The organism is Arthrobacter ramosus (assembly GCF_039535095.1).
In the GTDB taxonomy this organism is placed as follows: Bacteria; Actinomycetota; Actinomycetes; order Actinomycetales; family Micrococcaceae; genus Arthrobacter; species Arthrobacter ramosus.
The window spans coordinates 2,522,476-2,541,830 of the sequence record NZ_BAAAWN010000001.1; the positions used below are offsets into that span (position 1 = coordinate 2,522,476).

A 19,355-nucleotide genomic window follows, 5' to 3' on the forward strand; every position below is an offset into this window, starting at 1 on the left:
TTCCGCTTCCTGCTCCAGTAGCCGGATACGTCCCACGGTAGCAATGTCGCGGGCCGGGGATCGGAGTGTCGGGCTCAAACGATGCCCGACGCTCCCAACAGCCGCCCGATGAGGAATGTAAATGCCAGAGCCAAGGCCCCACCGATGACTACCCTGAACCCGGCCCGCCGCTTCGAACCCCCGCCGATCCGGGCACCCAGGCTGCCGGTGGCAGCCAAGGCCGCCAGCACCACAGCGAACGTGACAGCAACCCGCCATGGCGCCGGTGGCAAAAGAATCCCGAGCAGAGGCAGGACAGCGCCGACGGCGAAGCTCACGGCAGAAGCGAACGCCGCGTGCCACGGGCTGACGACGTCGTCCTCGTCGATGTTTAATTCCGCGGCCAGATGGGCCGCCAGGACGTCCTGCTCAGTCAACTCCTCGGCAACACGGCGGGCCGTCTCCGGTCTCAATCCCTTTTGCTCATAAAGGGCCGTCAGCTCCGCGAGCTCCTCCTCGGGCTTCTCGGCCAGTTCCCGACGTTCCTTAGCAATAAGGTCCCTCTGGCTGTCCCTCTGGCTGCTGACGGACACGTACTCCCCTAACGCCATCGACACGGCCCCGCCGACCAGAGCGGCGACGCCGGCCGTCAGGATGGTCCCGGTGCCCGCCGTCGCTCCGGCAACCCCCACCACGATCGCGGCGACCGAAACGATTCCGTCGTTGGCCCCCAGGATGCTGGCCCGCAACCAGTTCAACCGCGCGGACAAATCCACCCGGTGCGGCTCGCCCTCATGCAGCGCCTCCGAACCCGTACCCGTCATGCCCCCATCCAACCACGCGCTCGCCACCGCTGCTACCCCGAGAAACTTGGGCAATCCGGCCCGTCCTTCAAGCGCTGTTGGGAAGACCTGCGGGCCAACATCGAAACGGCTATGGGCAGACACCGTGACTTTCGGCCCTACTTCTCGGGGCAGTCACAGGCCACGCTAACGGAGAAGGGAATCAACCTTGAAGCGAGAGGAAAGTCATGGGCCAGGAAGCATCCACAGGCAGGATCGTTGTTGGGGTTGATGGATCGGAAGCCTCGATCGAGGCACTCAAACGGGCCCAGAACCTTGCGGTGCCGTTGGGAGCGCAGGTCATTGCCACGGCTTACTGGGAATTCCCTCAGGTCTATGGCGGCTATGTGGCCATGGGCATCGAAGGCTTCGAGGAAAGCACCGGGCAGATCCTCAAGGAATCCTTGGAAAAGGCATTTGGTCCGGACGTGCCCGAAAACGTGGTTTCCCGCCTTGTCCGGGGTCATGCCCGGGAGTCTCTTATTGAGGCCAGCCGGGATGCCGACATGATCGTGGTGGGCAGGCGGGGACATGGAGGATTCGGCGGGCTGCTGGTCGGATCGGTGAGTTCAGCCTGTGTGGCACATGCCCTCTGCCCCGTCCTCGTTGTCCATGCACCGGAGAACAATTGATCGGCACGGACGATCGAAGGATCCATGATGCGTGAACCGGAAAGAGGAGAACAAAATGTCCCTGCCCAACATGGAACCCAGTCGCATTGATGGCGCCCGGCATGTCTCGAACGAACTCAGCGAAGAACGCTGCTGGGAGCTACTGTGCTCACAGGACACAGGCCGCTTTGGCTTCAACTACAACAACAGAGTGATGATCCTTCCCGTCAGCTACCTTGTCCACAATCGAGCCATCTACTTCCGCACCTCTGCCACCGGAACCATCGGGATCGCCGTTCCTCGCCTGAACACTTCATTCGAGATTGACGAAGCGAGGTCAGACAGAAGCGAAGGTTGGTCGGTTCTGGCCAGCGGGCCTTCCTCGCATGTGGAGGAACCCGAGTTGCTGACCTATCTTTGGGGACAGGTCATGGAAGAACCTTGGGCCGGCGGGGAGAGGAACAACTTCATCCGGATGCACGCAGCAGTCGTAACAGGCCGCCACGTGCATTTACGCTAAGTCCGGACCTCTCGGCGCCAATCGTCGACGGCGCTCCGGCGTCGGCTAGCGCCCGGCCATGTACAAGGCCCTTCGGCCATTGTGAGCCGTCGGAGGGTCGTGAACAATGACATGGCCGGACAAACCATGATGGACCGGCGCGACCGCGGCCACAGACTGCATGACAGGAGGACCATGAATCAGCCAGCAGCACAAGGCGGCCCACGGCACTCCGGCGCGGGACCAATCAGTGTGTACGTCCTCGACGACCATGAGCTCGTCCGAAGAGGACTTCGCGAACTTCTGGAAAGCGAGGGCTTCGAAGTGGTCGGCATGTCCGGCTCCGCGGAGGAAGCCACCCGGCGTATCCCGGCGTTGCGCCCGGACGTGTCGATTCTGGACGGCCGGTTGCCGGACGGTACCGGGATCGAAGTGTGCCGGGATGTGCGTTCCATCGATCCCTCGCTGAATTGCCTGATTCTGACCAGTTACGATGACGAACAGGCCCTGCGGGGTGCGGTTCTTGCCGGTGCCTCGGGATATGTCTTGAAAGAAATCGGTGGCACGGACCTTTTGGATGCCTTGCGCCGGGCGGCCAGGGGCGAATCCTTGTTTGACGCAGGGGTGAAGGCGAAAATCATCCAGGGACTCACCGAGCCTCAGCGGGTGGATCCCAGAGTCGCCTCACTGACTCCTCAGGAGCGACGGGTCTTGGAACTCGTCGGCCTGGGCATGACGAACCGCCAGATCGGTGAGCAAATGCTGCTGGCCGAAAAGACCGTGAAGAACTATGTGTCCTCGATGTTGGCCAAACTCGGATTTGAACGACGTACCCAGGCAGCCGTCTACATGGCCCACGGAGCAGAGACGGATACGGGAACGGTTCGCTGACGGTTCAGAAGGACCGTTCAGCAGGCCGGAACCGACCACACCAAGGTCGTCCCTTGCTCTGGCGAACTCTTGACAGTGCAAAGGCCGTTCAACTCGAGTGCCCGCTGTTCCATGTTCACCAAGCCATTCCCGCGCACGGGATCGCTGAAGCCTCTTCCATTGTCTTCGATCATCAGGGTCAGCATGCCATCTGCGACCGAGACGGAGACGCCGATTGCCAGCGCTCCGGAGTGGCGGACGGCGTTGCTAAGGCCTTCGGAGATGACCGCAAGTGTGTTCGCGACAGTTCCGTCATCGAGCACTGAGTCGACTGCGCCGGTGAGCGTCAAATGCGGAGCGAACGACAAGGACTTCGACGCGTTTCGGACCGATTGGAGTATCCGGCTGCTCAACAACTCCTGTTCACCGGAGCTGGCCCGCAAGGAGTAGATCGTATTGCGAAGATCCCGGATGGTCTCATCAAGTTCCGCCGTGACCGCATCGATCCGGTTCAATGCAGGTTCGCCTGTCGTGAAGCGGCGCAGGCTCTGGATGCTCAAGCCTGCGGCGAAGAGCCGCTGGATGACGACGTCGTGCAGGTCCTTCGCGATGCGGTCCCTGTCCGTGAAAACCACCAGTTGTTCGCGGAGCCGGTGGCTTCGATCAAGCTCCAGGGCCAGGGCAACGTGTGAGCCGAATACGGCCCCCATCTCCATGTCCGTCCGTGAGAATGGCCCTTTCCCGGGTTCGCGAACAAGGACCAGTAGTCCATGGTGGGCGCCCTGTGCGGTCAGATCGATCGCCAGGAGCTTTCCCAACGAAGACCCGTCGCGATTGCCGAGGATCTCCCCGGCCTCATCCAGGCAAGCTGGCTTTCCTGTGGCCGCGACAGCCTTGATTTCAGCGGAATCCATGGGCAAGATCCGCCCCGCGAATTTCGCGCCGTCCGATCCCGCAGCGCCGGCGACACCGTAGGTGCCCACCCGGCCGTCAGGAACCAGGATCAGGGCAAGTTGCGATTCCGATTCGCGGAGTGCCCTGTCTGCGATCAGGTCGAGCGCCACCTTGTCAGGTTCCGCCATCCGGTCATCGCCCAGCATCCGGCCTGTAACGTCCATAGATGCCTCGAGCCATGAGGAGCGGCGACGAGCGTCCTCGTATAAGCGCGCGTTCTCGATGGCCACGCCGGCTGCGGCGGCCAACGCCACCGCCAGATCTTCGTCTTCCGGAGTGAAGTCGCCGCCCTCTTTCTCGGTCAGGTACAGATTCCCGAAGACGACGTCGCGCACGCGCACCGGAACGCCGAGAAAAGACTTCATGGGTGGGTGATGCTCCGGGAATCCGTAAGACCTCGGGTGCTGGCGCAGATCGTGAAGACGCAGGGGCGCGGGTTCGGTGATCAGCAGACCGAGAACGCCATGCCCGGTCGGCAGCGGCCCGATGCGATGGGAAAGTTCCTCATCGATGCCCACAGTGACAAAGTGACTCAGCGACTCGTTCTCACCGATGACTCCAAGCGCCCCGTACCGGGCGTGCAACAGCCGGCAGGCTGAAGTCACGACCCTGTCCAGCACAGCCTCAAGGCTCAAATCTTCGGCGACGGCCACCACCGCTTCCAGAAGGCCCCGCATGTGTTCCTGGGCATCAAGGAGTTCTCCGGCCCGGGCCAGAAAGTCCCTGAGCAGGTCTTCGATCGGGATCCCGGTGACGTGCGGACGATCAGCCCGCACAGGGTCTGGACTGGAGCCGTCCATCTACCACCTTCCGGACAATAGCCGCCCACATTGATATGAAGGCCCACATCGAAGCAGGTGGCCCATCCGATGACAGACTACTCCGGCGCTCTATCTTCCTCCAGACGAACGGGCGGTGCGCCCTGCACGGGCCTTTGTGCCCTGTTCCACCGCCACGTCCGGGCGTAGCCTCTGCGACATGACGAACAAACCATCAACACCGGAGCCAGAGGTCCTGGAGCCCCCTCAATGCTGGGAACTGTTGCGTGGCGTACCGGTGGGACGCCTCGCCGTCTGGGTGGAAGACCACCCGGACATCTTCCCTATCAACTACAAGGTCGACCACGGCACCCTCGTCTTCCGGACCGGGGAAGGAACCAAACTCTACTCGGCCCTGGGTGAAACACCCGTGGCCCTGGAAGCCGACGGCGTCAACCCGGACACCGGGGTGGCGTGGAGCGTGGTTGTGAAAGGGCAAGCCGTCGCCATTAAGCTCACCCAAGAGGTGCTCGATACAGTCGGGCTGCTTCTTTTCCCGTGGCAGGCGGGCCGTAAAGACCACTTCATCCGCGTCGTCCCGACGTCGATCACCGGGCGCCGCTTCACCGTCACCCCTCCCCTGACGTGGCGGAGCCCCCTTGACGACGCCACCCGGGCCGGCCTTGAATGAGCGCAGCGTCCGGCGGGTCTAAAGCCCCTAACGACGGCGGACATCCACCGGTAGCGTGAACCTCATGAACCCTCAATCAGTGGACCCGGTTGAAAGACTCACTCCTGACGAATGCTTTGAGCTTCTGGGCCAATCGACAGTGGGCAGGCTGGCCGTGATCGTCGAGAGCCATCCGGACATCTTCCCCGTGAACTACGTCGTGGACCACGGCTCCATCGTCTTCCGGACCGGCATCGGCACGAAATTCTGGAGCACCATGCGGGACCCTTGCGCACTGGAAATCGATGGCTTCGATGCTGGCTCCGGGAAGGCCTGGAGCGTCGTCGTGCGCGGTTCGGCCCATCTGATTCTCGACCGGCAGGAAACGGCCGCCGCCGATGCCCTGCATCTGGACCCTTGGCAACCAGGCACCAAAAGCCACTATCTGCGCCTGACCTGGGATGCTGTCACCGGACGCCGGTTCAAGACCACCCGGCCTGACATCTGGGCCACACCAGTGTGGGATGCCCGCTCTGAGCTGTTCCACTGACCCTGCAGTTGCTGGCCGGCACCCCCAAAGGTAGTGCTTACCCTATTGGACGGATCCACAATGAAAGCGCTCGTCTATGCCGGCCCTGGAAAGATGTCTTGGACCGATGTTCCGGAACCTCGTATCCTCCACCCCACCGACGCCATCGTCCGCATCGATACCACCACGATCTGTGGAACCGATCTGCATATCCTCAAAGGTGACGTGCCGGCAGTCCAAGAGGGGCGGGTCCTAGGACACGAAGGTGTAGGCACCGTGACCGAAGTAGGTGCTTCCGTCACCGGGTTCACGACCGGAGACCGAGTGGTCATCTCCTGCATCAAATCCTGCGGCCACTGCAGCAACTGCAAGAAGGGCCTCTACTCGCACTGCTCCGGAGAGGAAGGCCAGCCCGGAACAGGATGGATTTTCGGCCATCTCATCGACGGGACTCAGGCAGAATACGTGCGAGTACCGTATGCGGAGAACTCCCTCTATAAGCTGCCTGCCGGGGTCACCGACGACCAAGCCGTCATGCTCTCCGACATTCTGCCCACGGCATTCGAAATCGGGGTCCAGGCCGGGCGGATCAAGCCAGGTGACACTGTCGCCGTCGTCGGCGCCGGCCCCATCGGCCTGGCGGCAATGCTCACGTCAGGACTTCACGGTGCCGCGACGGTCATCGCGATCGACCCTGATGAGGGGCGCCTGGCCCGGGCCCGGGAATTCGGCGCAACAGAAGTCGTGAACCCGGACAATCCCGGGTGGATCGAGGACGTCATGGCCTTCACAGACGGGGCCGGCGTGGACGTTGCCATTGAAGCTGTGGGGATCCCGGACACCTTCGAAATGGCACTTGGCCTTGTGCGGCCGGGCGGAAACGTGGCCAACGTTGGGGTGCACGGCAGGCCTGTTGAGTTACGTCTGCAGGAACTCTGGATCCGCAACATTTCCATCAGCATGGGACTCGTCAACACCAACACCACCCCCATGCTTCTCCGGCTTGTGGCCCAGCACAAAATCCCTGCTGAGAAATTCGCGACCCACCACTTCCCGCTGGAGCAAATCCTGGATGCCTACGACACGTTCTCGAGGGCAAAGGAAACGCACGCCCTGAAGGTCATCCTCAGCCGGGGCTCTGACCACTAGGCGCCCGGAAGGAGCCATTGAAAGGTCAGAGATCACGACGCATCCGGAGCCGGCGCTGGATTCACCGGCGGGCGGGTTATCAACGTGGGGCACTGGACATTGAGCAAGACGTGCTGGGCCACCGAGCCGACAAGCACGCGGGCCCCGCCTCTTCCTTTGCACCCTATGACCAAGAGCCGCGCATGGGCGCTGGCGTCAAGGAGCGCTTCGTCCGGGGGATGCTGGTGGTCCAGGATCTCGTGCACGACCAGGCCCGGGTAGCGCCCGGACAGGCCCGCGACCGATGCGGACAGTAGCGTGCGCCCATCGAGCTCAGGCTCCGGAGGATCTCCGTGGACAGAGCTCCCGGGAGGAGAAGGAGGTCCGGCTTCGCCGCCGGCATGGACAAGCGTCAGACCCTGCCTCATCCGTTGTGCTTCGTTGGCGGCGCACTCGACGGCGAGATCGGAATCGCTTGAGCCATCGACGCCAACCACTACCCCTGTTGATTCCTGCGTTGAAGCGGCAGGGACGACCACGACCGCGCACTGACTGATGACGGCGATCTGAAAACTGACCGAGCCGAACCCTTCTCCGTGGCTGTCAGGTCGCCGGTCAGTTCCCACAACGACCATTTCAGTGTCCACGGAGAGCGTCCGCATGCTCTCCGCGGGTTCTCCGGAGCACAGGGTCGTGACCACATCCAGGGAGGGAACCCGTACCGCGGCGCGGGACGCCTCGCTCTTCAGCAAGTCTTTGGCCTGCGCGATCGCGCTCTCGTGGAGGGCTTTCTCGGGGAACGCCCACAGCTCGGGAACCGCATGGACGAAGTTAAGCTGAAGGCCCAGATCGCGGGCGCGTTCCGCCGCCCAGTCCGCCGCAATACCGGCCACCGCCGACCCATCCGTTCCAACAAGAATCTGTTTCTTCACGAGCCCAGGCGCCTTCCAGCAAGCTGCAGTCATCTTCTTCCAGTGTCATTGGCCGCGCCGGTGACCCGCTAGGGCCGGAAGACCCTCCCGCCCGGCGCTTGTGCCGGGTTATGGTCCTCAAGGGGTGGCGCGTCTTGTGGCCCGGTGCTGCTTGTCTTCGCGAAAGGACATCGTCTTGCTGATCCTTGTATTGAATCCGGGTTCCTCATCCTTGAAATACCAGGTGCGGCGCATCGGAGCATCTGGAACGAGCCCGGCTCTCCTGCTTGATCGAGTGGTTGATGGGCCGCAGGAGGGCCCGCTGGGTTCTGGTTTCCTTGGTGCTGTGTTCGATGTGGTCGACGCGGCGATTGATAACGAAACGGATGGAGGGCCCCTTGAGGCCATCGGTCACCGTGTGGTGCATGGTGGGGAACGCTTCGGTTCGCCCGTCTGCGTCACCCGGGACGTTATGGGGGCAATAGAGGAACTTGGCGAGTTGGCGCCGCTCCATAACGCGGCAAGTGTGGCGTGCATGCGGGCAGCGGCCGACCGCTGGCCTGACACTCCGCAGGTCGCCGTTTTCGACACGGCATTCCACCACACGATGCCTGAGTTTGCATCCCGCTACGCCGTTCCGGAGGACCTTTATACGAGACACGGGATCCGGCGCTACGGTTTCCACGGGATCTCCGTCGAGATGGCGTGCCGCGACACGGCGGCGTTCCTCGGCGTCCCGGTAAGTTCACTGAACGCCGTTGTCGCGCACCTTGGCAATGGCGCCTCTGTGACCGCTATCAAGAACGGCTGCAGCGCCGATACGTCCATGGGTATGACACCGCTGGAGGGACTGGTCATGGGTACCCGTTCCGGCGATCTTGATCCGTCTGTTGTCACTCTCTTGCAGCGCCGCGGCCTTGGACCGGACGAGATCGATGAGCTCCTCAACCATCGGGCAGGGCTGCTGGGCGTGGCCGGTTCATCCGACATGCGCACGGTCCAGGACGCTGTGCGACACGGGGACCCCCGGGCCATCCTCGCCTCCGACATGGCCGCCTACCGGCTGGCCAAATACATCGCCGCCTACAACATGGCTGTCGGCGGGGCCGGGGCACTGGTCTTCACCGGCGGCATCGGTGAGCATTCCGTCCAGTTCAGGTCGCGGGTGCTGTCGCTGGTCGGGCCTCTCGGTCTCTACGTCGACGAGGACAGGAACCAGTCACGGGACACACGCATCCGCACCATCAGTACCGACGGATCAAGGTTTCCTGTCCTGGTCGTCCCGAGCGACGAGGAACGCGCCATCGCGGAGGCAACGGCCGCCGTCGTACTTTCGGATGATCCACCGATTCGAAGCATCAACGAATAGAAACGGATTCCGCCGGAGACGGACGGTTCAGCTGGAATCGGGAAGCAGACCCTTAAGCCGCCGAGGCAATGGAGGCCCTGGCACAACCGCGGCAACGGGTGCGCTGAAGCGGGCGGCGCGGCGGGAGATGTGGTGGGTTTCCGGCCGACGGCGGACGGGCGTCGGCACGCCCGGCAACTGCTGCGCGGCCCGGGCGAAGAACCACTGCTTGGCGAATTCCACCATGACCATGTAGATAACGATCATTCCCAGTACCGCCAGGAAGAACGGCACCGGCAACGGGTCGAAGCCGAGCACGCCTGCCAGCGGTGACAACGGCAGGAAGATCCCCGCGGCCACCACTGCCAGGGATGCACTCAACAGACCAAGCGAGGGACGGCTGCGCAGGAACGGAACTCTCCGGGTCCGGATGGCGAAAATGATGAGGGTCTGCGTGGCGATGGATTCGATGAACCAGCCCGCCCGGAACTCCCCCGGGACGGCGTTGAAGACGAACAGCATGAGGGCGAAGGTCGCAAAGTCGAAGATTGAGCTGATCGGCCCGAAGAGGAACATGAAGCGCCGGATGAACGCGATGTTCCAGTGCGACGGTGCCAGGAGCTGTTCCTTGTCCACGCGGTCGCCCGGGATGGCCAGCTGGCCGCTGTCGTAGAGCAGGTTGTTGAGCAGGATCTGCCCCGGCAGCATGGGCAGGAAACTCAGCACCACCGACGCCGTGGCCGCGCTGAACATGTTGCCGAAGTTGCTGGACGTTCCCATCAGCACGTACTTGATGGTGTTCGCGAAGATCCTCCGGCCCTCCATCACGCCTTCGGCCAGGACGCCAAGGTCTTTTTCCAAAAGCACTATGTCGGCGGCGTCCTTGGCGACGTCGGTGGCGCTGTCCACGGAGATCCCGATGTCCGCGCGGTGCAGGGCCAAGGCGTCGTTGACGCCGTCGCCCATGAATCCCACCGCTCCGCCGCTTTGCCGCAGCAAGGTGATGATCCGGGCTTTCTGCTCGGGCGAGACACGGGCAAAGATCGTGGCTTCCCGGGCGGTGGCGGCCAGCTCGGTATCGGACATGGCGTCCACGTCCGCGCCGGTGAGGGTTCCGCCGGAGACCACGCCGAGCTCGGAGCATACTTTTTCGGCGACTTTGGCGTTGTCGCCGGTGGCGATTTTCACGGAGATGCCCAGCGTGGCCAGTTGGTCGAGGGACGCTTTCGCGTTTGCCTTGGGCCGGTCGAGGAAAACGAGGAAGCCAGCCAGGTCGAGGTCCTTTTCGTCATCGGGTGTGATGCGACTCAGCCCCGACGCTCGGCGGGTGGCGACCGCGACGACGCGGGATCCGGCGTCGAACTGTTCGTCCAGCATGGCTTGCACGTTGGCCGACGTCGGTCCGCAGTGGGCGAGGACGTCCTCGGGGGCGCCCTTGGTGACCAGGCGCGCCGGGGCGCCGGCTTCCCGCACCAACACGCTGGTGCGCCGGCGCTGGTGGTCGAAGTCGATCAGGTCGAGGCGCTCAAAGCGGGCGGGATCAAAGGCCGCCGCCCCAGCGCTTTCCCAGAGGGCGGCGTCCAGCGGGTTCTGCCCGGCCGTGGAGAGTTTGGCCTCAGAGTAGTCGGTTTCGGTGGCCAGCAAACCCAAGGTGAGGAGTCCGGCGTCGGACACATCCGGGGAGGCGGGCAGCGCGCCGGTGAAACTGATCCGCCCCTCGGTGAGCGTGCCGGTTTTGTCGGTGACCAGGATGTCCATGTCGCCCAGGTCCTCGATGCAGACCAGCCGCTTGACCAGGACTTTCCGCTTGGCCAGCTGGCGCGTGCCGGTAGCGAGGCTCGTGCTCACGACGGCGGGCAGCAGCTGGGGCGTGATGCCGACGGCGATTGCCAGGGAGAACAGCAGCGACTCGATCAGCGGGCGGTGCAGCAGCAGGTTCGCGATGAAGATCAGCGTGGTGAGCCCGATAGCCACCTGCAAAAGCAGGAACGAGAACCGCTTCAGGCCAAGCTGGAATTCGGTCTGGGGCTGCCGTTCTCCCAGGCCCAGCGCGATACGGCCGAATTCGGCGCGGCCGCCGGTGGCCACCACCACGCCGGTGCAGCCGCCGGACTGGATGACGGTTCCCATGAAGACGCAGGACGCGAGGTCGCCCAGCGCCGACCCGGGCGCCACCGGCGCCGGATCCTTGCCGGCTGGCAGGGACTCCCCCGTCAGGATGCTTTCGTCACAGAGGAGGTTCTTGGTGCTCAGGAGGCGGATGTCGGCGGGGATGATGGCGCCAAGACTCAAATGTACGACGTCGCCCGGCACCAGAGCGGTGACGTCCACGTCCTGCGTGGTTCCGTCGCGGAGCACGACGGCGCGGTGGGTCACCCGGGAATGCAAGGCTTCGGAGGCCCGTTCGGCGCGGAATTCATTGGTGAAGCCCAAGCCCACACTGACCAGCAGGATCACGCCGATCACGATCGAATTCGTGGCGTCGCCCAGGAAGAGGGACAGCCCGGCCGTGATGATCAGCAGGATGAGGATGGGGCTGGCGAATTGCCGGCCCAACACCGCCCACCCGTTGGCCCGGTGCGTGCGCACCGCGTTCGGGCCGAGTTCTGCAAGGCGTTCCGAGGCCTCTTTGGTGGTCAACCCTGCCAGGCTGGAGCGCAGGTGATCCAGCACTTGGTCCGGCTGAAGGCACGCGGCGTCGGTGATCGGCAGCTGTTGGGAGTGCCGCTCCTGGACGTTGAGATCTGACATGCCGTATCCGTTCGAATGCATCGTCTGAGGGAGTCGCCCTTGGGATAAGGGTACGGCTTGGGGAGAGGTGGTTGACGAACCAGTGCCCGGCGAGGACAACCACACTTCAGGTGGAGTTATGAGTGACGTGCCGCTGCGGCGCAGCCTAGGGCCCTATGGCCCTAACCGCCCCGCCGTGTATCTGACACCGTGAAGACCAGCACTGTGAAGACCAGACTGTCCAGGCGCCAGAAACGCGTGCATTCGGCACGCCGTCGACCCCGGAAGAGGCAACCACATGGAAACAACAACCGTCATCCCCGAGGCTGGGGGCGAGGACTTTGAGCTGCTGGACCGGTATTGGTCCGCGGCCAACTACCTCACAGTGGCCCAGATCTACCTCCAGGAAAATCCCCTGCTGCGGGAACCGTTGCTGCCCAGCCACATCAAACCGCGCCTTCTGGGGCATTGGGGAACCAGCCCTGGATTGTCACTTGTATATGCCCACTTGAACCGGCTGATCAGACGGACCTCAGCGGAGGTCCTGTTCGTTGCGGGTCCGGGCCACGGTGGGCCCGCCGTCGTCGCCAATGTCTACCTTGAGGGCACCTACTCGGAGATCTATCCGAAGGTGGAGATGGATGTCCCCGGGCTCCTGCGGCTTGTCCGGCAGTTTTCCACACCGGGCGGGGTATCGAGCCACGTCGGCCCTGCTACTCCTGGGTCAATCCACGAAGGAGGCGAGCTTGGCTACTCCTTGATGCACGCCACGGGCGCCGCCATGGACAACCCCGGGCTGATTGTGGCCTGCGTTATCGGCGACGGCGAAGCCGAGACCGGCCCGTTGGAAGGATCATGGAAGGCGCCATCCTTTCTCAACCCGGCCAGGGACGGTGCCGTGTTGCCGATATTGCATCTGAACGGGCACAAGATCTCCGGCCCCACCGTTCTAGGCCGCAGATCCGACGAGGACGTGGAGTTGCTGCTCAGGGCCCATGGCTGGGATCCGGTGACCGTCTCCGGCGATGATCCCCAGCTTGTCCACCACGCCCTCGCCGCAGCGATGGACGCGGCGTATGCGAGCATCCGCGAACTACAATCACAGGCGCTCACCCATGGTGTACACGGCCCGGTGCGGTGGCCTGCCATCATCTTGCGAACACCCAAAGGGTGGACCGGGCCGGCCATGGTCGACGGGCTCCCCGTCGAAGGAACCTTCCGTTCCCACCAAGTACCCCTGGCAGGGGTCCGCGAGAACCCCGGACACATGGCCCAGCTGGAGGCCTGGATGCGCTCCTACCGGCCGGAAACCCTCTTCGACAGCGCGGGCCGGCTCGTCCCCGAACTGGCCGCGCTTGCCCCGGAAGGCAGTCTTCGCATGAGCGCCGTACGCGCGGGCCGGGGCGGTGCCGGCACAGCCCTGGAAATCCCCGACTTGGGACGGTACGCGCTGCCGCCGGCGCCCCGGGGATCGGTCATCCATGAGACCACAAGGCCCTTGGGTGAACTGCTCCGGGACATCTACATCGCTACGGCCAACGATCCCCGGTTCCGGCTCTTCTGCCCCGACGAAACCAACAGCAACCGGCTCGGCGCTGTCTTCCAGGCCACCGACCGCTGCCTTCTGGAGCCCGCCAGGGACGGCGATCATGCCCTCCCCGAAGACCACGTCTCAGCGGAAGGCAGGGTCATGGAAGTCCTCTCCGAACATTTGTGTCAAGGCTGGTTGGAGGGATACCTGCTCACCGGGCGCCATGGCCTCTTCGCCAGCTATGAGGCCTTCGCGATGGTCAGCGCGTCGATGACCATCCAACACGCCAAATGGCTCCAGCACGCGCGGGAACTTGAATGGCGCGCACCGGTGCCGAGCCTGAACATCCTGTTGACCTCCACCTGCTGGCGCAACGACCACAACGGATTCAGCCACCAGGGGCCCGGATTGATCGACACTGTGCTGTCCCTGTCAGGGACGGTCACCCGCGTCTATCTGCCGCCGGACGCGAACACGCTTCTCGTCACCGCCGAACACATCCTGCGCAGCAGGGACTACGTGAACCTGGTGGTCGTCGACAAGCAGCCCCACCCGCAGTACTTGACGCTCGAGGAGGCCAGGGAGCATGCCGCGGCGGGCGCGTCCATCTGGTCCTGGGCGGGCAACGAGGAGCCTGGTGCTGCAGGTGCCGGGCCCGACGTCGTCATGGCCTGTGCCGGAGACATCCCCACCCAAGAAACGCTGGCCGCCGCCTGGCTGCTGCAAAAGCATCTCCCTGAACTTACGGTCCGCGTCGTCAACGTCATGGATGCCATGGTCCTTCCGCCCCGCGACATCCACCCCCACGGCATGTCCCCGGAGAAATTCGTGGAACTCTTTACCGCTGACGGAGAAGTCATCATGGCCTGGCACGGCTACGCACGGGCCCTCCACCAGCTCTTGCACGGAAGGCCACAGCCGGAGCGGTTCCACGTCCGCGGCTATAACGAACAAGGAACCACCACCACACCCTTTGACATGGTGGTCCTCAACAAGATGAGCCGCTACCACTTGCTCCTCGAAGCACTGCGTCGCGTCCACCGCCAGGTCCCCGGCGCGGATGAACTGGCCGGCTTTTGCCGCAGTCAGCTCGACGCACACACGCTGTACATCCGCGAACACTTCGAGGACCTCCCGGAGATCCGCGACTGGGTCTGGACACCCATGTGACCCAACAGCAAGCCCTGCACCAGCCCAGCGGAACCAACTCCCCGGCCGGATCCGGGTTGTCCCACGCTGAGGTCACGGCCCGCACGGAAGCAGGACTGACCAACAGAGTTCCGGATGGTCCAAGCAGAACCCTGTGGCAGATTCTCCGGGCCAACGTTCTGACGCTGTTCAACGCCGTCGTGGTCGGCAGCTTCGTGCTGCTGCTCCTGCTGGGGCAGTGGAGGGACGCACTGTTCGGCTTCGCCGCCCTGGGCAATGCCCTCATCGGCATCGTCCAGGAATACCGGGCTAAAAGATCGCTGGATCGGCTCGCCATCCTCTACGCCCCACATGCCCGGGTGCTCCGTGACGGTGCCGTCCACGACCTTGCCGTCGAGGACATCGTCTGTGACGACATCCTCGTGCTGCGCACCGGCGATCAAGTGTCCGCGGACGCCGTCGTCCTCGACGGCGACGGACTGGAGCTTGACGAATCCCTGCTCACCGGCGAATCCGATCCCGTCAGCAAAATGCCAGACGCCGAAGTACTTTCCGGCTCCAGCGTTGTCGCCGGCCACGGCACGGCACGAGTGGTCCGCGTCGGCGCCGACTCCTACGCCAGCCGGCTCACCGCCGAGGCCAAACGCTTCTCCGTAGTCAACTCCGAGATCCGCAACAGTCTCAACAGGATCCTGCGATGGATCAGCTGGCTGTTGCTCCCCGTCATGGTCCTCGTCGTCAACGGGCAGATGCAGGCCAGCGGCGGTTGGGAGCAAGCAATCAGCACCGGGAACTGGAGAACCGGCGCAGTGGGGGCGGTCGCCAGTGTCATCGCCATGATCCCGCTGGGCCTTGTACTCCTGACCAGCGTCGCTTTCGCCGTCGGCGGGATACGGCTGGCCCGTGAGAAGGTCCTCATCCAGGAGTTGGCAGCCGTGGAAGGCCTGGCGCGCGTGGACATGCTCTGCCTGGACAAGACCGGCACCCTCACCGAAGGCCGGCTCGTATTCGACGCCGTACATGAAACCGGGGCGTTGTTGAACCCGGGCTGGAAACAAGTTCTGGGTTGGTTTGGTGCCGACCCCAACGCCAACGCCACTGCCCGATGCCTTGCCGAACCCTTCCCGTCCGGTGGCGGCCTTCGCCCGACCTCGACGGCGCCATTCTCTTCCGCCCGGAAATGGAGTGCCGTCAGCTTCAGCGCAGACCAAAATGAGGCGGGCACATGGGTGCTCGGCGCTCCGGACTTGGTCCTGCGAGAGGACATTGCAGGCACGGCAAACGCTCTCGCGGCCTCGGCCAGATTGGCATCAGCCGGGCTCCGTACGCTGATCCTGGCCCACGTGCCCGGACCACTGCCCATTCAGGACGCCGATGATGCCCGGTCGCCGGCCGGCTGTGCTCCGGTATGCCTGCTGACCTTCCGGGAGAAGGTGCGCCCGGACGCTGCAAAGATCCTTGCCTATTTCCGGGAGCAAGGCGTGGATCTGAAGATCATCTCCGGCGACGATCCGCGCACTGTCGCCGCGGTCGCCCGGGAAGTCGGATTGGATGCTGAAGCAGGCTATGACGCCCGGCTATTGCCAAAGGATCCGGGCCTGATGCAGGAAGTATTGAAGAACAACGTGGTTTTCGGACGGGTCACTCCGGCGCAGAAAAGAGACATGGTTCTGGCACTGCAAAGGGGAGGCCATACTGTCGCGATGACCGGTGACGGGGTCAACGACGCTCTGGCACTCAAAGAAGCGGACATCGGCATCGCCATGGATTCGGCCGCAGCCGCGACCAAGGCCGTATCCCGCCTCATCCTCCTGAACGGTCGCCTCGATCGCCTTCCCCGGGTCGTCGCCGAGGGCAGACGCGTCATCGCTAACATCGAACGGGTTTCGGTTCTGTTCCTCAGCAAGACGGCCTACGCCGTCGCCCTTTCCGTCATCTTCGGTTCGCTACTGTGGGATTTCCCGTTCCTTCCGCGCCAGCTCTCGGCCACGGACGGCCTCACCATCGGAATACCGGCGTTCTTCCTTGCCCTCATGCCCAATGCCCGGCCCTACAAGCCCGGATTCCTCAAACGCTCGCTCTCATTCGCCGTCCCGGCCGGGCTCATCGTCGCTGTCGCCGTATTTACAGTCAACGCCTACGCCACCGAAGTGGGAAGCTACCCAAGCGATGCCACCAGAACCGCCGCGTTCATCACGCTCTCACTCACTGGACTGTGGATACTTGCAGCGATTTCGCGGCCACTGAACTTGCGACGCGTAGGTATCATCGGAGCAATGTACGCCAGCCTGACCTTTGTGCTGACCGTGCCGCTTCTCCGGGACTTCTTCAGCCTGGAGTGGCCTCCCAACGGCCTCCTCCTGGCAGCCCTTGGCAGCGCACTCGGAGGAACCCTCGCCATTGAAATTCTAAGGCTCAGTACAAGTCGCTAGGCGTGAGCTCGTCGTTTTCCGGTCCCCGGTGGATGCGCCTCCCGGTAATGGACGTCGGGACGATCTCAACGAAAACCCGCTTCTTTGTGGAGGTCAATTGTTGGCGGGGAATCCTTTCGGCGGCTTCAATCTCGGCACCGGACTCCAGTTGCCGAGCCTTGCCTTTAACCACGACGCTCCAGGCGGATTGGCTGCCTATCCCGTCCGTCTCCAACGCAACGTTGGCGTTGATCGTGAGCGCGAACAGCTTCTCTCCGGGATTTGTCCGCAGGAGGATTTTTCCGTCGTGGGCGACGAAGTTGATCGGATAGATCTCGGGTTCGTTGGCAATGCTCAGTGCCAACCGTCCCAACGTCGCGCCCAAAAGGATATTCCAGCATTCTTCCTCGTTCAGGACTTCTACGGGGTTTGTGGTATCCGGTGACATGGTCGGTCCTTTCGATGGTCTGCAATCCAAGCGATTCCAGCATGCATGCGGCCCGCATCATCCAATAGGGCCCTTGGACCCGTGTCTGTTGGCCAGCAAGCTTGTAGCGTCGTTCCTACGGAAGGCTTCCCACCCAAGGTTCGCCCTTCATCGAAAGAGGCCATGATGCTCGGAATACAACAGACGGATGCTGGAATGCCGGATCCCGGAATCTATTTCCAGTGGGGTGATTTCCTGATCCAATTCGGCAATCTGATGGTCATTGCCATTATGGTCGCGTTATTTGTTCTCGCTCTGGTCGTTCCGTTTCCGGGCCGAAGGAGCCGGAAATGACCGTTGACCATGAGCCTATTTCAACTGCTGACGGCGGCGAGCCACGCTTTTCCACCTGGACAGGCAAGGCCCGGGGCTGGGCCTTGCGCCGGCTGCCGCCGGACAAGCTGCTTCCCGAAGGCCAACCGAGCTACGTATCGTCCTGGATATACGTTTTCGGCATGGGTGCCGTTGCCGCCCTCGTCTACATCATTGGATCCGGCATCGTGCTGACACTGAACGGTCCCACCTGGTTCCATGTCTCCAGTCTTGGCCGTTTCATCAACAGCACCCATTTGTGGAGCGTTGAACTGTTCTTCATGTTCATGGTGATCCACCTCTGGGGCAAGTTCTGGATGGCAGCCTGGCGAGGCGGGCGCGTACTGACCTGGATCACCGGGATGCTCGCGTTCGTCGTCTCGATCGTAACGGCCTTCACCGGATACCTGCTTCAAACAAATTTTGACTCGCAATGGATTGCCTTCCAAGCCAAAGACGCCCTCAACGCCGTCGGTATAGGTGCCTGGTTCAACGTCGCCGATCTAGGCCAGATACTCATGTGGCACGTCACGCTCCTCCCCCTGGCCGTCGCCGTCGTCGTCGCCCTCCACGTCGTGCTCGTCCGGATGCACGGCGTAGTGCCTCCGCTGGAGGCCGACGCATCCGACGCCCAACTGCGCCCAGCGACACCAAACCCGGCCGCGGACTTCGAGGACAAGAAATGACAAAAACCCCAGTATCAACCTCGTGGCGCACACGGAACGACATCGCCAGCAGGCCATGGGGCGGCACATTGCGCGAATACGACCTGTTCAAGGAGCTCGCTGTTGGAGTAGTCGTTGTCGGGCTGCTGGTTCTCGGCCTCTCCGCGGTCTTCAGCTCGCCGGACGACCCGAGTGTGACCCTCAAGTCATGGGCGCAGGCCCAGCCCGCGGATTTCGTGGCAACCGCCACCGCCGAACTTGGAGGCACCAGCCGCACAGCAGGGTACGGACCACCCTACAATTCGACGCCCGATGCCTCGCAAAAACTCGGCCCGATCGATCTGCAAAGCCTTTCCGGCGTACGGCTCCCGATCGACACCGGCAACGACCTCGTCATCGGCCCGCTCCAAACCCTTCCAACACCCCCGGCCGCCATCGACGAATGGACGAAGGCTAGCGACGCCCAACACACCGCCTGGACCGCCGCGTACGGGGACGCACTCAGCAAAGCCCCGGACAACGACCCGGCGAAGGTTCCGGCCGGCGACTACGGCCCGGTACCGGCCCTCACCGGAGCCCTTCTGGCCATGGCGCAGCAAGGGACCCTTGATCCGGTGCTGGGCGCAAAAGGTTTGTTCTACAACACCGACTACAAAGCCAGCATTCTGTTCCTCGGCGACGGCAGCTACTTCCCCGGCCTTGCCGACGCCCAGCATCTGACAGGCGACCAGTGGGGAATGATGAATGAAACGGGGAACTACCCCGGCCAGTCCTGGCTCTGGCTCTTCTCCGCCCTTTACCAAGTGGAACCGTTCAAATCATCGCCGAACGCCGACGTACTCGTCGTGTTTTCCATGGTGATCCTAACGCTCCTCCTGACCCTGGTGCCCTTCATCCCCGGACTCAGGTCGTTGCCCCGCCGCATCCCTGTGCACCGGCTGATCTGGAGGGACTACTACAAGCACCGGTAG

16 protein-coding genes are annotated in these 19,355 nt (G+C 63.3%); 11 read left to right on the forward strand and 5 right to left on the reverse strand.

Annotated elements, in window-relative coordinates; all coding sequences use genetic code 11:
* Positions 1-74: 74 nt before the first annotated feature.
* Positions 75-803 (reverse strand): VIT1/CCC1 transporter family protein, encoded by a 729-nt coding sequence (locus ABD742_RS11720; RefSeq protein ID WP_234754139.1) that lies wholly within the window; start codon positions 801-803, stop codon positions 75-77.
* Positions 804-1,009: 206 nt separating this feature from the next.
* On the opposite strand from ABD742_RS11720, the gene ABD742_RS11725 reads away from it, so the two are divergent.
* The 3 genes from ABD742_RS11725 to ABD742_RS11735 all read left to right on the forward strand — a co-directional run bounded on the left by ABD742_RS11725 (position 1,010) and on the right by ABD742_RS11735 (position 2,822).
* On the forward strand, positions 1,010-1,453 hold the full coding sequence (locus ABD742_RS11725) for a universal stress protein (RefSeq protein WP_234754118.1): 444 nt from the start codon (positions 1,010-1,012) through the stop codon (positions 1,451-1,453).
* A gap of 55 nt (positions 1,454-1,508) precedes the next feature.
* Positions 1,509-1,952, forward strand: coding sequence for a pyridoxamine 5'-phosphate oxidase family protein (locus ABD742_RS11730; RefSeq protein ID WP_234754117.1), 444 nt, complete (start codon positions 1,509-1,511; stop codon positions 1,950-1,952).
* A gap of 174 nt (positions 1,953-2,126) precedes the next feature.
* The gene (locus ABD742_RS11735) at positions 2,127-2,822 is read left to right on the forward strand and encodes a response regulator (RefSeq protein WP_234754116.1); all 696 of its coding nucleotides are present in this window, start codon (positions 2,127-2,129) and stop codon (positions 2,820-2,822) included.
* Positions 2,823-2,839: 17 nt separating this feature from the next.
* Here ABD742_RS11735 and ABD742_RS11740 read toward each other — a convergent pair whose 3' ends face one another.
* Positions 2,840-4,555 carry a sensor histidine kinase gene (locus ABD742_RS11740; protein ID WP_234754115.1) on the reverse strand — a complete coding sequence of 572 codons (1,716 nt, stop codon included), beginning with the start codon at positions 4,553-4,555 and terminating at the stop codon, positions 2,840-2,842.
* Positions 4,556-4,733: 178 nt separating this feature from the next.
* On the opposite strand from ABD742_RS11740, the gene ABD742_RS11745 reads away from it, so the two are divergent.
* The 3 genes from ABD742_RS11745 to ABD742_RS11755 all read left to right on the forward strand — a co-directional run bounded on the left by ABD742_RS11745 (position 4,734) and on the right by ABD742_RS11755 (position 6,861).
* Complete coding sequence (locus tag ABD742_RS11745; protein WP_234754114.1) at positions 4,734-5,204, forward strand: pyridoxamine 5'-phosphate oxidase family protein; 471 nt, start codon at positions 4,734-4,736, stop codon at positions 5,202-5,204.
* Between the two features lie 64 nt (positions 5,205-5,268).
* Entirely contained in the window at positions 5,269-5,733 is a 465-nt protein-coding gene (locus ABD742_RS11750) for a pyridoxamine 5'-phosphate oxidase family protein (protein ID WP_234754113.1), read from the forward strand.
* 60 nt (positions 5,734-5,793) lie between these two features.
* Positions 5,794-6,861: a zinc-dependent alcohol dehydrogenase family protein gene (locus ABD742_RS11755; RefSeq protein ID WP_234754112.1), complete on the forward strand. Its 1,068-nt coding sequence runs from the start codon at positions 5,794-5,796 to the stop codon at positions 6,859-6,861.
* Between the two features lie 32 nt (positions 6,862-6,893).
* Here ABD742_RS11755 and ABD742_RS11760 read toward each other — a convergent pair whose 3' ends face one another.
* A complete protein-coding gene (locus ABD742_RS11760) occupies positions 6,894-7,772 on the reverse strand; it encodes a universal stress protein (protein WP_234754111.1) in 879 nt (292 codons plus the stop codon).
* A gap of 175 nt (positions 7,773-7,947) precedes the next feature.
* Here ABD742_RS11760 and ABD742_RS11765 point away from each other — a divergent pair, with 175 nt between their 5' ends.
* Positions 7,948-9,120, forward strand: coding sequence for an acetate/propionate family kinase (locus tag ABD742_RS11765; protein ID WP_234754110.1), 1,173 nt, complete (start codon positions 7,948-7,950; stop codon positions 9,118-9,120).
* Positions 9,121-9,147: 27 nt separating this feature from the next.
* Here ABD742_RS11765 and mgtA read toward each other — a convergent pair whose 3' ends face one another.
* The gene (gene mgtA, locus ABD742_RS11770) at positions 9,148-11,850 is read right to left on the reverse strand and encodes a magnesium-translocating P-type ATPase (RefSeq protein WP_234754109.1); all 2,703 of its coding nucleotides are present in this window, start codon (positions 11,848-11,850) and stop codon (positions 9,148-9,150) included.
* 277 nt (positions 11,851-12,127) lie between these two features.
* Between mgtA and ABD742_RS11775 the strand changes: the two genes are divergently transcribed.
* Together ABD742_RS11775 and ABD742_RS11780 are read left to right on the forward strand one after the other, a co-directional pair.
* Positions 12,128-14,530: a phosphoketolase family protein gene (locus ABD742_RS11775; protein WP_234754108.1), complete on the forward strand. Its 2,403-nt coding sequence runs from the start codon at positions 12,128-12,130 to the stop codon at positions 14,528-14,530.
* On the forward strand, positions 14,527-16,941 hold the full coding sequence (locus ABD742_RS11780) for an HAD-IC family P-type ATPase (protein WP_234754107.1): 2,415 nt from the start codon (positions 14,527-14,529) through the stop codon (positions 16,939-16,941). Before ABD742_RS11775 ends, ABD742_RS11780 begins: the two co-directional genes overlap by 4 nt.
* On the opposite strand, the gene ABD742_RS11785 is transcribed toward ABD742_RS11780, so the two are convergent.
* Positions 16,925-17,368 (reverse strand): pyridoxamine 5'-phosphate oxidase family protein, encoded by a 444-nt coding sequence (locus tag ABD742_RS11785; protein ID WP_234754106.1) that lies wholly within the window; start codon positions 17,366-17,368, stop codon positions 16,925-16,927. The two genes, ABD742_RS11780 and ABD742_RS11785, sit on opposite strands and share 17 nt — an antisense overlap.
* A gap of 329 nt (positions 17,369-17,697) precedes the next feature.
* Here ABD742_RS11785 and ABD742_RS11790 point away from each other — a divergent pair, with 329 nt between their 5' ends.
* Together ABD742_RS11790 and ABD742_RS11795 are read left to right on the forward strand one after the other, a co-directional pair.
* Positions 17,698-18,405 (forward strand): cytochrome b N-terminal domain-containing protein, encoded by a 708-nt coding sequence (locus ABD742_RS11790; RefSeq protein ID WP_234754104.1) that lies wholly within the window; start codon positions 17,698-17,700, stop codon positions 18,403-18,405.
* A complete protein-coding gene (locus tag ABD742_RS11795) occupies positions 18,402-19,355 on the forward strand; it encodes a hypothetical protein (protein WP_234754103.1) in 954 nt (317 codons plus the stop codon). The genes ABD742_RS11790 and ABD742_RS11795 overlap by 4 nt, the downstream gene beginning before the upstream one ends.